General features: G+C 63.7%; 11 protein-coding genes and 1 tRNA gene. 10 read left to right on the top strand and 2 right to left on the bottom strand.

Annotated features, from left to right (window positions below):
• The first annotated feature begins 43 nt into the window (after window positions 1-43).
• The 6 genes from lolB (at window position 44) to pth (ending at window position 4,386) form a co-directional block, all read left to right on the top strand.
• The gene (gene lolB / locus HD842_RS10540; RefSeq protein ID WP_183555276.1) at window positions 44-670 is read left to right on the top strand and encodes a lipoprotein insertase outer membrane protein LolB; all 627 of its coding nucleotides are present in this window, start codon (window positions 44-46) and stop codon (window positions 668-670) included.
• 4 nt (window positions 671-674) lie between these two features.
• Window positions 675-1,568, top strand: coding sequence for a 4-(cytidine 5'-diphospho)-2-C-methyl-D-erythritol kinase (gene ispE, locus HD842_RS10535; protein WP_183554161.1), 894 nt, complete (start codon window positions 675-677; stop codon window positions 1,566-1,568).
• 82 nt (window positions 1,569-1,650) lie between these two features.
• Window positions 1,651-1,727, top strand: a tRNA-Gln gene (locus tag HD842_RS10530).
• A 145-nt stretch (window positions 1,728-1,872) separates the two neighbouring features.
• Window positions 1,873-2,823 (top strand): ribose-phosphate pyrophosphokinase, encoded by a 951-nt coding sequence (locus HD842_RS10525; RefSeq protein WP_183554159.1) that lies wholly within the window; start codon window positions 1,873-1,875, stop codon window positions 2,821-2,823.
• A 259-nt stretch (window positions 2,824-3,082) separates the two neighbouring features.
• Window positions 3,083-3,676: a 50S ribosomal protein L25/general stress protein Ctc gene (locus tag HD842_RS10520; protein ID WP_183554157.1), complete on the top strand. Its 594-nt coding sequence runs from the start codon at window positions 3,083-3,085 to the stop codon at window positions 3,674-3,676.
• Between the two features lie 125 nt (window positions 3,677-3,801).
• Window positions 3,802-4,386 (top strand): aminoacyl-tRNA hydrolase, encoded by a 585-nt coding sequence (gene pth, locus HD842_RS10515; protein ID WP_183554155.1) that lies wholly within the window; start codon window positions 3,802-3,804, stop codon window positions 4,384-4,386.
• Between the two features lie 21 nt (window positions 4,387-4,407).
• Here pth and HD842_RS10510 read toward each other — a convergent pair whose 3' ends face one another.
• Window positions 4,408-6,156 (bottom strand): DUF3857 domain-containing transglutaminase family protein, encoded by a 1,749-nt coding sequence (locus HD842_RS10510; RefSeq protein WP_183554153.1) that lies wholly within the window; start codon window positions 6,154-6,156, stop codon window positions 4,408-4,410.
• 106 nt (window positions 6,157-6,262) lie between these two features.
• Between HD842_RS10510 and HD842_RS10505 the strand changes: the two genes are divergently transcribed.
• From HD842_RS10505 to HD842_RS10490, 4 genes are all read left to right on the top strand, one after another.
• The gene (locus tag HD842_RS10505) at window positions 6,263-7,363 is read left to right on the top strand and encodes a patatin-like phospholipase family protein (protein WP_183554151.1); all 1,101 of its coding nucleotides are present in this window, start codon (window positions 6,263-6,265) and stop codon (window positions 7,361-7,363) included.
• Between the two features lie 142 nt (window positions 7,364-7,505).
• Entirely contained in the window at window positions 7,506-8,597 is a 1,092-nt protein-coding gene (ychF, locus tag HD842_RS10500; RefSeq protein ID WP_183554149.1) for a redox-regulated ATPase YchF, read from the top strand.
• 180 nt (window positions 8,598-8,777) lie between these two features.
• Window positions 8,778-9,623, top strand: a complete 846-nt coding sequence (locus tag HD842_RS10495) for an MOSC domain-containing protein (protein ID WP_183554147.1) — start codon at window positions 8,778-8,780, stop codon at window positions 9,621-9,623.
• A gap of 115 nt (window positions 9,624-9,738) precedes the next feature.
• Entirely contained in the window at window positions 9,739-10,857 is a 1,119-nt protein-coding gene (locus HD842_RS10490; RefSeq protein WP_183554145.1) for a DUF484 family protein, read from the top strand.
• 3 nt (window positions 10,858-10,860) lie between these two features.
• Here the strand turns inward: HD842_RS10490 and HD842_RS10485 are convergent, their stop codons facing one another.
• The gene (locus HD842_RS10485) at window positions 10,861-12,840 is read right to left on the bottom strand and encodes a cation:proton antiporter domain-containing protein (protein WP_183554143.1); all 1,980 of its coding nucleotides are present in this window, start codon (window positions 12,838-12,840) and stop codon (window positions 10,861-10,863) included.
• Between the last annotated feature and the right edge of the window lie 102 nt (window positions 12,841-12,942).

Here is a 12,942-nt window from a genome sequence, read left to right as displayed (position 1 = left end):
ATCTCTGTTCAATTGATTTGCTGCGATTTTTTGCTGCCCCATGATGCTGCTTACCCGACGCCTTGCCATTCTCGCCCTTGCTGCCACGGTCCTGACCGGTTGTGCGACAAGTACCGCCAACCTGTCCACCGCCACGGTCGGCGCGTATCGCGAAACCATTGACCTGGCAGGGCGCCTGTCGGTGAATTACCAAAAGGATGGCCGGCCCGAATCGATCAGTGGCAGTTTCAACTGGGAGCAGCGTCCGGGCACGATCGACGTCACCTTGATGTCGCCGCTGGGCCAGACGGTCGCTGCGATCAATGTCACGCCAGGCTCGGCCACGCTCACGCAGGCCGGCCAGGAACCGCGCACAGCGGCCGACATCGATAGCCTGACCCAGCAGACGCTTGGCTGGCCTTTGCCCGTGTCGGGCTTGCGCGACTGGCTGCAGGGCTATGCGGTCGATGCACAGGGTCAGCGTTTTCGCGCTTCGCCGGCCAGCAACAGCGTGACGACCAAGGATGGCTGGCGCCTGCGCTTCGTCGACTGGCAGGCGGCTGGCGGTAGTGACGCTGCTGCCGGTGCTGCTGCCGCTGCGCCAGTGCCGCGCCTGATCCAGGCCGAGCGCGCCGCGTCGGGGGATATCCAGGATCTGGCGATCCGTATCGTCGTCAATCCGGCGGCCTGATTCCATGCGCTCCCTGCACGATTGCCCGGCCCCGGCCAAGCTCAACCTGTTTTTGCACGTCATTGGCCGGCGCGCCGATGGCTACCACCTGCTGCAAAGCGTGTTCCAGCTGATCGACCGCGCCGACCGTCTGCACTTCGACCTGCGCGACGATGAGCGCATCGTGCGCACGACCGACGTGCCCGGCGTGCCGCATGACCAGGATCTGATCGTGCGCGCGCTGCGCCTGTTGCAGGCAGAATACGCGCGCCGCCATGGGCGCCTGCCGCCGGGCATCGATGTGGCGGTCGAGAAGGTCCTGCCGATGGGTGGCGGGCTGGGTGGTGGTTCGTCCGATGCCGCCACGGCGCTGATGGCGGCAAACCACTTGTGGCAGGCGGGTCTCACGCGCGAAGAATTGATGGCGCTGGGCTTGCCGCTGGGCGCCGATATCCCGTTCTTTCTGTTTGGCGAGACGGCGTTTGCGGAAGGGGTGGGGGAGGCCTTGCAGGCTGTAGACGGCCCCGATTGCTGGTACGTCGTGCTCGAACCCGGTGTTGCGGTGCCAACGCCTGCCATTTTTTCTGCGGCAGATTTGACAAGAGACGCAAAGCCGGTCAGAATAGCGGACTTTTCCAGCCACATCAATTCAGGCAGCATGGTGGGGTTTGGTAAAAATGATTTGCAGAACGTGGCGATGCGCCTGTTCCCGCCGGTAGCTGAAGCGGTTGAATGGTTGAGCAGCTATGGTGATGCCAGGATGACTGGCTCAGGGGCATGCGTGTTTTGCGCAGTCTCCAGCGAAGACGCTGCCGACCAGGTGTTGGCGCAGGTGCCGCAGAAGTATGCGGCATGGAAAGCGAAGTCGTTGAAGATACACCCGCTGAAAAAATCGCTCTTGCAAATCAGTGAGTTGTAGAATAAAATTTTGCCTGTCGCGACGCTGAGCAGCACAGAAGATGTGCAGCACAATGTGAAGCGGCAAGCACTACAGGTCGTGTAGGGGAATCGCCAAGTTGGTTAAGGCACCGGATTTTGATTCCGGCATTCCAAGGTTCGAATCCTTGTTCCCCTGCCAAAGTTTTCTTGTTCTGTCGATGCTGATGCGTCCAGCAAGAGAATCGCGATGCGGTGCCAAGCGCCACATCAGCATGTTAATCAGCCGGTATAGCCGGCTGATTGTTTTTCTACTGTATTAACGCTTCTTACCTTTTGGGACTCCCATGGCTTACGAAAACCTGATGGTTTTTACCGGCAATGCCAATCCGGCGCTAGCAGAAGGGGTCGCAAAAAGCCTCGGTATTCCACTCGGCAAGGCTGTCGTCTCGAAGTTTTCTGACGGCGAAGTCATGGTCGAAATCAATGAGAACGTGCGCGGCAAGGATGTCTTCGTCCTGCAATCGACCTGCGCCCCGACCAACGACAGCCTGATGGAAATTATCCTGATGGTCGACGCTCTCAAGCGCGCCTCGGCTGGCCGTATCACTGCAGCGATTCCTTACTTCGGTTATGCCCGTCAAGATCGTCGCCCGCGTTCGGCGCGTGTTGCGATCTCGGCCAAGGTCGTGGCGAACATGCTGGAAAAAGCCGGCGTCGAGCGCGTCCTGATCATGGACCTGCACGCTGACCAGATCCAGGGTTTCTTCGATATCCCGGTCGACAATATCTACGCGTCGCCAATCCTGCTGAGCGATCTGCAGAAGCGCAACTACGACGACCTGCTGGTTGTCTCGCCAGACGTCGGCGGTGTGGTGCGCGCACGCGCCCTGGCCAAGCGCCTGGGTTGCGACCTGGCGATCATCGACAAGCGTCGTCCGAAGGCGAACGTGTCCGAAGTGATGAACATCATCGGTGAAGTCGAAGGCCGCAACTGCGTGATCATGGATGACATGGTCGACACCGCAGGCACGCTGTGCAAGGCTGCCGAAGTGCTCAAGGAGCGCGGCGCCAAGAAGGTGGTTGCTTACTGTACGCACCCGGTGCTGTCCGGCCCAGCGATCGAACGCATTGCGAACTCGCCGCTGGATGAACTGGTCGTCACCGACACCATCCCGCTCAGCGCTGCCGGCGCCGCTTGCGGCAAGATCCGCCAGCTGACCTGCGCACCGCTGCTGGCCGAGACCTTCAAGCGGATCGTCAAGGGCGACTCGGTGATTTCGCTGTTCGTCGACTAAGCTTCATATCGACGTCGTTTTTCACGGCGCGCCTGGCTAAACAGCCGGCGCGCCGTTGGTGTAAATAACACTTGGGTCCCCGCCTGCGCGGGGACGACATGTACGGTGAGGCCGTACATGTCGATTTCCGTATCTTTTGAGCGCGTAACAATGCGCTCTTTCCTGACTGCCCCTGGTCGCGGGGGTGGTCGCCACTTGGCTACCGGGCTGTTGATTGTTTTCTTCGGCATTCGGGCCTGTTTTATTTTTGGAGTATCACATGAAAGTAGTCGCATTCAACCGCACTCTGCAGGGGACCGGAGCGAGCCGCCGCCTGCGTAAAGCTGGTCAAACGCCAGGCATCATCTACGGTGGCGCAGGTACGCCTGAGCTGATCGCCCTGGACGGCAACGCCCTGTGGCACGCGCTGAAAAAAGAAGCGTTCCACGGTTCGGTTCTGGACCTGGAAATCGACGGCAAGACCCAGCAAGTCCTGCTGCGTGACTTCCAGATGCACGCGTTCAAGCAACTGGTCCTGCACGCTGACTTCCAGCGCGTCGATTCGTCGAAGCCAGTGCACACCAAGGTCGCTTTCCACTTCGTCAACGCCGAGAACTCGCCAGCCGTCAAGCTGAACAGCGCTGTCATCTCGCACGTGCTGAACGAGCTGGAAGTGTCGTGCCTGCCAGGCCAACTGCCAGAGTTCATCGAAGTCGACCTGGCAAACCTGGAAGCCGGTAACTCGATCCACACCGACGACCTGGTCCTGCCAGAAGGCGTCACCGCACTGACCCATGGCCAGAACCTGACCATCGTCACCGCAACCATCCCACGCGGCGCAGTCACCGCTGAAGAGACCCCAGCTGCCGAGTAATCGCAGCTGACGCGTCGCTCCGGCGGCGCATCGCACAGAAACCCGCCGCGGCTTGCCCGGCGGGTTTTTATTTTTTGATTTGCACGTTTCGGCGATAATCGCCTTTTCTCGACAGAATCTCACGCATGCCCATTCGACTGATCGTTGGCCTCGGCAATCCCGGCCCCGAGTACGAACAAACCCGCCACAATGCCGGCTTCTGGCTCGTGGACAATCTCGCCAATGGCTTGCCCGGCTGCCGTCTGCAGCGCGAATCGCGTTTCAACGCCCTGGTCGCCAAGACGTCGATTGCCGGCAACGACGTCTGGCTGCTCGAGCCGCAGACTTATATGAACCGCTCCGGCCAGTCGGTGGGCGGCCTGGCGCGCTTTTATAAAATCAATCCGGATGAAGTGCTGGTCGTGCACGACGAACTCGACCTGCCACCGGGCGTTGCCAAGCTCAAGAAGGGCGGTTCGTCCGGTGGCCACAACGGCCTGAAGGACATCACGGCGGCGCTGGGCACCCAGGATTACTGGCGCCTGCGCCTTGGCATCGGCCACCCGCGCACGATGAACCTGCAGCAGGTGGTGGCTGACTTCGTGCTGCAACGCCCGCGCCGTGAAGAGCAGAGCCTGATCGAAGAATCGATCGACAAGAGCCTGCACATCATTCCGCTGGTCTGTGAAGGCAAGTTCGACACGGCCACGATGCGGTTGCACACCGCCTGATTCGCTGGCGCACTGCCATCGTCATCCACGTTTGAAAACGACCTGCGAGCGCAGGTCGCGCAGCATGCGCTCGAGAGCTGGCCGCATGCGCCGGTAGTCGTCGGGCGTGCAAGTTGCCGCCGTGTGGCGAAACTTGAGCTGACGCTGTACCGTCACCAGCGCGCCGCGCCGCGCATAGCGCGAGTGATAGGCAAAGTTGGCGTCGTCTACATGCACGGGGCGCGGCAGTGTCAGCACGCGCGAGCGCGTCGGTAAATGAAAGCGCAATTCGTCCTCGGCATCGATCGCCGGACACACGAAATCCTGGTGTCGCTCGGGTTCCTGCGCGAACGTCAATACGGCATCACCCAAGCTACCCTTCAGATCGTAGGTCGTGGCCAGCCGCGCCGGGTCGGGCAGTTGCGTGAAGCCGTTGCTGGCGCCGCGCAACGATCTTGCGACATTGCCGCCCGGGACGCGCCGGTACTGTTCTGCCAGGGCGCCGCTGCCGGTGCGCGTGACCCTCAAGCGGCTGCTGCCATCGGGCTGGATGGTGAACTGCGTGAGCGTGCGGCTATGCGCCTGCTGGAAGAAGGGAAGCATCGCGAACTCGCCCGAGCGCGTCAGTACTGCGGGTTTGCCGAGCAAGGCTGCAGGCAAGAAGCCGCCTGCCACGTTCTTGGCCGTCGGATCGAAATACAGCTGTAGTGCCGGAACGTAGACGATCGCGTGATTGAGCACGCCCAGCGTGGGCACGGCTGGCAGCTGGTAGGCGTTGCCGTTGTTGACGAGGGCAACGGTGCTGTCAATGCCGGCGCTGGCCAGCAGGGCGACGAGCAGCGTTGTGTGGTCCTTGGCGTCGCCGTAGCGATTGGCCAGCACGCTGGCCGCCGCGTGCGGCACGACGCCGCCAGGGCCGAGATATCCGGCCACGTAACGCACGTTGTGGCGCACCCAGTCGGATAACGCGATCGCACGCGCACGGGGCTCGACCACATTACCGGTCACGCGCGCTGCAAGTGCCGCCACCGTGTCGTCGGGCACCGCGCGTGCGCCCACGTGGTTCTGATAGGCACGGGCAAGGGCGGCGTAATCGGCGAAGGTGGAGACGGCGAGCCGCTTGCCGTAGTCAAGTTCGCTGACCGAGCCGGCCTCTGGTCGGGCATTGTCGCCATCGAGATAGCACCAGGCGTAGCGGCGCTTGCCGGCTGCCGGCGGGGGCAGGTCGGTAATCGTCGTGGGCAAAAAACCGATGGCGTCGGCGTGCAGCAGCATAGCGACCGGCATGTCATAGACCACCCGGAAGTCGCACTGGCGCTGGAGCCGGGCACTGGACAGGTCTTCGAAATGGCCGGGAAACAGCGGCGTGTGGCGCCGCACGACATAGCGCACCGCCACCCGGTCTCCGGCGTCGGCGTCGGGAAACTCGACAATCTTCAGGCGTGTGTTCTGGAACATCGGGGCGTTGATCGAGGCGGCTTGTTGCTGGTCGCGGATCTGATGCGGCTGCACGGCGAGCAGGCGTCCGTCGGCCTTCTCGGTATGCGCTTCGACGGCGATGATGTCGTCGAGCGCCTGGTTGTAGCCGATCTCGTACCGGGCGTGGTCGTGCAGCGCATCGCGCTGCACGACGGTCCTGATTTGTTCGACCGTGAGCAGATAAGCGCCACTGGGCTTGACGACAAAGTGGCGTACGTGGCGCTCGACGCCCGTATCACGCGCGCATGCCGGCTGCAGCCCAAGTAAAGGCCACAGAAGCAGACACAGCATGACGATAAAGCGCAGCATCATGGCAATCTCCCGACACACGACCGACCCATGGTACGGGGCGGCACCGGTGCAGGATTGATGTCGCGCAAGCGGCTGCTGTCGGCCGGACTTCTGCGATAATTTCACGATGAGAGCGCTTACCTTCCAGGCCGGCCCACTTGCCATGGCCCAGATCGCCGCGCATGGCATGCGCGCGCAGGACATTGCCATCGTGCCTGCTGCGGCGGGCGGCCCCAAGGGCCTGATCTTCGCCTCGCTCGATGCATGGCTGTTCGGCGAGTGGTTGCCGACGGCGCCGCGAGAACGCACCCTGATCGGCGCCTCCATCGGCGCCTGGCGCATGGCGGCCGCGTGCCAGAAGGATCCGGTGAAAGCGTTTGCCCGCCTGGCCGAACTCTACACCGGCCAGCGCTACACGCGCCTGAAACCCAGTGCGCAAGAAATCGACGATGTCGTGCAAGCCCTGCTGGCCGAACTGGTCAGCGGGCACGAAGACGACATCGTCGGACATCCCCATCATCGCCTGCACATCCTGGCCGACCGTGGCCTGCGTTCGCTGGCTGCGCCGGTCGGCCGCCACGCCGAACTGCGCGGCTTCGCTTCGGCCGCGCTGCACAATGCCGGCTCACGGGCCTGGCTGGCGCGCTTGATGGAGAGGGTGGTCATCGGTGGCCCGCGCGCAGGCGACCTGCCATGGCTGCACGAGCCGTTCGACCGTTTCACGACGCATTTCGCGCCACTGACCCGCGCCAATCTGGCCTCTGGCCTGCTGGCCTCGGGCACGCTGCCCTTGATCATGAAAGCGGTGACGGACATCGCCGAGGCGCCTCCCGGTAGCTATTGGGATGGCGGCATCATCGACTACCATCTGGCCTTGCCGTATGCGCGCGCGGCCGGGGCGGACAAGAGCGAACTGGTGCTGTATCCCCATTTCACCGATCACATCGTGCCCGGCTGGCTCGACAAGAGCATGCCGTGGCGACGCACAGCGCGCGGTCCCAACCGCAGCTGGCTGGAGAATATGCTGCTTGTGACGCCTTCCGCAGAATTCCTGCGCTCACTGCCGCGCGGAAAATTGCCGGACCGGACCGACTTCACGTCGTTCGGCCTCGACCACGACGAGCGCATCCGCGTGTGGCGCCACGCGATCGGGGAGGGCGAGCGCCTGCGCGATGAGCTGGCCGAATTCGCGCTGCGGCCCGACCTGGCGCGCATCCAGCCAATCTAGCTTGTCATTGAGGCAACCACGGGCATTGCAGCAAGTGGGCGGTGCGCCTTTTTTTTCAGCAGAAAAGCCGGTCCGGGTTACAATGCAGGGTTTAGAGCGGTTCATTGATCGCTCGCTTTTTACCGAATCAGAAAGAGTTCTCATGACCCTCAAATGCGGCATCGTCGGCTTGCCAAACGTCGGCAAGTCCACCCTGTTCAACGCGCTGACCAAGGCCGGCATCCCGGCTGAAAATTATCCGTTCTGCACCATCGAACCGAACGTCGGCGTCGTCGAAGTGCCGGATCCACGCATGGATGCGCTGTCGGCCATCGTCAAGCCTGAGCGCATGGTCAATGCCATCGTCGAATTCGTCGACATCGCCGGCCTGGTCGCCGGTGCATCGAAGGGCGAGGGCCTGGGCAACCAGTTCCTGTCGCACATCCGCGAAACCGACGCCATCATCAACGTCGTGCGCTGCTTCCAGGACGATAACGTGATCCACGTGGCTGGCAAGGTCAGCCCGCTGGACGATATCGAAGTCATCCAGACCGAGCTGGCGCTGGCCGACATGACCGCCGTCGAAAAAGCGATCCACCGCGAAGGCAAGAAAGCGCGCTCGGGCGACAAGGATGCCACCAAGCTGGTCGCCGTCTGCGAACGCCTGATGCCGCATCTGGATCAGGGCAAGCCAGTGCGCACGCTGGGTCTGGACGCCGACGAAATGGAAATGATCAAGACGCTGCACCTGATCACGGCCAAGCCGGCGATGTTCGTGGCCAACGTGTCCGACACGGGCTTTACCAATAACCCGCTGCTGGATCTGCTGACCGCGTACGCCAAGGAGCAGAACGCCCCGATCGTCGCCATCAGCGCCGCGATCGAGTCCGAAATCGCCGAAATGGACGATGCCGACAAGGCCGACTTCCTGTCCGACCTGGGCATGGAAGAGCCGGGCCTGGATCGCCTGATCCGCGCCGCCTACAAGCTGCTCGGCCTGCAGACGTACTTCACCGCCGGTGTGAAGGAAGTGCGCGCCTGGACCATCCACGTGGGCGACACCGCACCACAGGCGGCCGGCGTGATCCACACCGACTTCGAACGCGGCTTCATCCGCGCGCAGACGATCGCGTATGACGACTTTTTGGCGTACAAGGGCGAGGCTGGCGCGAAGGAAGCGGGCAAGATGCGCGCTGAAGGCAAGGAATATGTCGTCAAGGATGGCGATGTGTTGAACTTCCTGTTCAACGTCTGATCCGCGTCCGGGATGCCCGGCGCGCTAGCAAAGTAGGGTGGACGGCTATGCCGTCCACGCGTTCGAACCCACTTCGCTTCGTGCTATGGCGAAGCGGGTTGAACGCGTGGGCGGGAAACCCGCCCACCCTACGACATTGGCCCTGCGGGGCCTTTTTTTACGCCGCCCGAGATTGAGCACATGGCCACCCTCACCGAACTCGTTATCTACCCGATCAAATCCTGCGCCGGCCTGTCCGTCCCTGAAGCCCGTCTCGCCCGCGACGGTCTCTCGGCCAACGGCGTGCACGACCGCGAATGGATGCTCATCACGCCCGACGGCCTGTTCCTGACCCAGCGTGAAGTGCCGCGCATGGCCACGATCACCCCACGCATCGAAGCCACAGAGTTAATCGCCGACGCCCCCGGCATGCCACCCCTGCAGCTGCCACTGGCGCACGACGCTGCCGCACCCACCGTCGAGGTGCTGCTATGGGAAGACCGCATCCCAGCCGCCGATTGCGGTGACGCGGCCGCGAGCTGGTTCACCACCGCCCTGAACGCCCCGTGCCGCCTGGTGCGCTTTCGCCCCGACGTGCACCGCCCGACCAGTACCAAATGGACGAAAGGCGTCCCGGCCGCCACGCGCTTTTCAGATGGCTATCCGATTTTGCTGATTGGACAGGCCTCGCTCGACGATATAAATGCAAAACTCGCGCAGGCCGGCCGCGCCAAGCTGCCCATGAACCGCTTCCGCCCGAACGTCGTCGTGGATGGCATCGCCGCGTTCGAGGAAGATTTCGTCGCAGCTTTCCGTAGCGATGGGATGACGCTGCGCCCCGTCAAGCCGTGCGCGCGCTGCCCGATCCCGGCCGTCGACCAAACCACCGGCATCCCCGGCCCCGATCCGCTCGACATCCTGCAAGCCTGGCGCGCCAATCCGCGCATGGACGGCGCCGTCACGGTGGGCATGAACGTGATCGTGCAGGAGGGCATCGGCCAGACGCTGCGCGTCGGCCAGCCATTAAACGTCGAGCTGGCGTTCTAGCTCGAGCGCGCCACTGTCGCAAAATCGCCTAACCGCCTGCGTGATCAGGCGGTTTTTCGTATCCAAGCCCGGAAGGATGGCGTAATGTTACGGTTATTGCTGAAAGGAATTCTTCATGCACGAGCCGGGCATTTCGTCGCGGGAACTGATGGCGGAAAACGAGACCTTGCGCGCACGCATGGCGTATCTGCTCGAACAGGCCGAGCGCAATCACGAGATCATGTGCCGCCACCAGGCGTTCGACCTGCAGATCGTCGGCGCCAGCAGTTTTCCTGACCTGGTCGGCACGATCTTCAGCACGCTGCCGGTGATCTCGGACCTCGATATCGTCACGCTGTCGCTGATCGACCAGAACGCCGATATCTACACGGTCATGCACCGCTTGGGCGTCGATTTCGAAACGCTGCCCAACCTGATGTTCTGCGAGCATGCGGTCGAACTTGGCTTTGACATGGCGCCGGAGCGCCAGCCGCGGCCCACCCTGGGCCCCTATGCGCCGGGCCGGCATCGCGCGATGTTCCCGCAGCCGCCGGCCGATCTGCGCAGCGTGGCGCTGGTGCCGCTGCTGCGCAACAAGCGCCTGATCGGCAGCCTGAACCTGGGCAGCGTGGACGCAAGCCGGTTCACGCCGGCGCTGGGCACCGATTTCGTCGAGCATATGGGCTCGATCATCGCGATCTGCCTCGAGAACGTGATCAGCAACGAGATGCTCAAGTACATCGGCCTGACCGATTCGCTCACCGGCGCCTATAACCGGCGCTACATGGACCGGCGCCTGGCCGAAGAAATCGCGCGCGCGCGGCGCCAGGGCTACCGCCTGTCCTGCATGTACATCGACATCGACCACTTCAAGCGCGTCAACGATACGGTCGGCCACCAGGGCGGCGACGACGTGCTGCGCGAGGTGTGCACCCGCATCAAGGCCGAATTGCGGATGTCCGATACGCTGTGCCGCTTCGGCGGCGAAGAATTCGTCGTTCTGCTGATCGACGCCGACCTGGAAAACGCCAGCATCGTCGCCAACCGCATCCGTACGAGCGTGGCCGGCTTGCCGGTGGACCTGAGCACGGGCGAGCAGGTGGCCGTGACGGTGTCGATCGGCGTGGCGGCGCTGACCGATTTCGAACGCGATCACGCCATCGAAGGCGTCGCGCAGGAGCTGATCGCATCGGCTGATGCGGCGCTGTACCAGGCCAAGGCCGCGGGCCGCAACCAGGTCGTCACGGCCGCCTGATGGCTACAGCAGCCGCTCTTCGGCGCGGCTGACCGCTTCGCTATCGCCGCGCAGCACCACGACGTCGCCCGCCGCCAGCAGCACGGCCGGGCCGGGCGCGATATTCTGGCCGCCGCGCCGCAAGGCGGTGACCTCCACCGCCACATCCTGCAGCTGCAACGCGCCCAGCGACAGACCGATCGCGCCGGCCTGCGCGTGCAGGCGCACCGAATGCAGCTTCACCTGGCCATGTTCGAGGTCCGCACCGCTGTCGTCCGCACCGTGGAAGTAGCCGCGCAGCGTGGCGTAGCGGCCCTTGCGCGCAGCCTGCACGCGGTGCACCACGCGGCGCAGCGGCACCCCCAGCGTGACCAGCGCGTGCGAGGCGAGCATCAGGCTGCTCTCCAGCGCTTCGGGCACCACCTCGGTCGCGCCAGCCGCCTTGAGCACGTCCATGTCGCCATCGTCGTGGCTGCGCACGATCACGGGCAGGGCGGGCGCCAGTTCGTGCACCAGGTGCAGCACCTTGAGCGCCTGGCGCGTGTCGGCAAAGGTGATCACCAGCGCGCTGGCGCGGTGTACACCGGCCGCGATCAGGCTTTCGCGGCGCGCCGCATCGCCGTACGAGACCGACGCGCCGGCTGCCTGCGCCTTCTGCACGCGCTCCGGATCCAGGTCGAGCGCGTACCACGGCAAGGCTTCTTCTTTCAGCAGCGTGGCCAGGCTCTGGCCACTGCGCCCGAAGCCGGCAATGATCACGTGCTTCTGCGTGGTCATGGTGCGCGTGGCCAGCTGCGTCAGTTGCAGCGACTGCATCATCCATTCGTTGGCCGCGACCTTCATCACGATCCGGTCCATGTAGCCGATGATGAAGGGCGCGAGCAGCATCGACAGCACCATCGAGGCCAGTACCAGCTGCATCACGAACGGATCGATCAGCTTCGAGCCGGATGCATGGCTGAGCAGCACGAAGCTGAACTCACCGGCCTGCGCCAGCGCGAGACCCGTGCGCAGCGCGGTGCCCAGCGGCGCGCCGAAGGCGCGCGCCATCAGCACGATCAGGCCGGCCTTGAGCAGCACCACGAGCGCCAGCAGCAGCGTGACCTGCCACCAGTACTGGCTCACCAGACGCAGGTCGAGCAGCATGCCGATCGTGATGAAGAACAGGCCAAGCAGCACGTCGCGAAACGGTTTGATGTCTTCTTCCACCTGGTGCTTGTAGGGTGTTTCGGAAATGAGCATGCCGGCGACGAACGCGCCCAGGGCCAGCGACAGGCCGGCCTGCTCGGTGATCCAGGCCGAACCCAGTGTGACGAGCAGCAGGTTGAGCATGAACAGCTCTTGCGAGCGGCGCTTGGCCACGATCGTGAACCACCGGCCCATCAGCTTCTGGCCGAAGAACAGCAGCAGTGCCAGCACCAGGCCGGCCTTCAGCGCGGCCAGGCCCAGCGTGATGGCCATGTCTTCCGGATCGCGCGCCAGCGCCGGGATCATGATCAACAGCGGCACCACCGCCAGGTCCTGGAACAGCAGGATGCCGATGATGCGCCGCCCGTGTTCGCTCTCGAGCTCGAGGCGCTCGGTAAGCAGCTTGACGACGATCGCCGTGGACGACATGGCCAGCGCGCCGCCCAGCGCGAACGCGGCCTGCCAGGCCAGCGTCAGGTGCGGCATCAGGTAGGCCGCCAGCAGGCCGATGCCCATGGCTGCAGCGACCGTCGACACGACCTGGCCGAGGCCCAGCCCGAACACGATGCGCCGCATCGAGCGCAGCTGGCCGAGCGAGAATTCGAGCCCGATCGAAAACATCAAAAAGACGATGCCGAATTCGCCCAGCGCGTGGGTGGTGGGGCTGTCTTCGGCCAGGGCCAGGGCGTGGGGGCCGATCAGGACGCCGACGGCCAGGTAGCCGAGCATCGGCGGCAGTTGCAGGGTGCGAAAGGCCACCACGCCAAGGACGGCGCAGCCAAGCAGCAACAGGGTAAGTTCGAGACCAGAATGCATGGGGTGAAGCGGGCGGTGGTTGTGGTGGCGATGCGCCGTGAGGCGTGCTTGTCATCGAATGTTACGACTGGCAAGTTTTTTGCTTTCGCAATTCGTTTATAC

The sequence above is a fragment of the Massilia aurea genome, assembly GCF_014200505.1.
GTDB lineage: Bacteria > Pseudomonadota > Gammaproteobacteria > Burkholderiales > Burkholderiaceae_D > Telluria > Telluria aurea_B.
Note: the sequence above shows the minus strand (reverse complement) of the source record. Positions and strands in the feature narration are given on the sequence as shown.

What these genes read in the sequence shown, in the direction of transcription:
- lolB (WP_183555276.1), top strand. Translation starts at nt 44, where the DNA reads ATGCTGCTTACCCGACGCCTTGCCATTCTCGCCCTTGCTGCCACGGTC.
- ispE (WP_183554161.1), top strand. Translation starts at nt 675, where the DNA reads ATGCGCTCCCTGCACGATTGCCCGGCCCCGGCCAAGCTCAACCTGTTT.
- HD842_RS10525 (WP_183554159.1), top strand. Translation starts at nt 1,873, where the DNA reads ATGGCTTACGAAAACCTGATGGTTTTTACCGGCAATGCCAATCCGGCG.
- HD842_RS10520 (WP_183554157.1), top strand. Translation starts at nt 3,083, where the DNA reads ATGAAAGTAGTCGCATTCAACCGCACTCTGCAGGGGACCGGAGCGAGC.
- pth (WP_183554155.1), top strand. Translation starts at nt 3,802, where the DNA reads ATGCCCATTCGACTGATCGTTGGCCTCGGCAATCCCGGCCCCGAGTAC.
- HD842_RS10510 (WP_183554153.1), bottom strand. Translation starts at nt 6,156, where the DNA reads ATGATGCTGCGCTTTATCGTCATGCTGTGTCTGCTTCTGTGGCCTTTA.
- HD842_RS10505 (WP_183554151.1), top strand. Translation starts at nt 6,263, where the DNA reads ATGAGAGCGCTTACCTTCCAGGCCGGCCCACTTGCCATGGCCCAGATC.
- ychF (WP_183554149.1), top strand. Translation starts at nt 7,506, where the DNA reads ATGACCCTCAAATGCGGCATCGTCGGCTTGCCAAACGTCGGCAAGTCC.
- HD842_RS10495 (WP_183554147.1), top strand. Translation starts at nt 8,778, where the DNA reads ATGGCCACCCTCACCGAACTCGTTATCTACCCGATCAAATCCTGCGCC.
- HD842_RS10490 (WP_183554145.1), top strand. Translation starts at nt 9,739, where the DNA reads ATGCACGAGCCGGGCATTTCGTCGCGGGAACTGATGGCGGAAAACGAG.
- HD842_RS10485 (WP_183554143.1), bottom strand. Translation starts at nt 12,840, where the DNA reads ATGCATTCTGGTCTCGAACTTACCCTGTTGCTGCTTGGCTGCGCCGTC.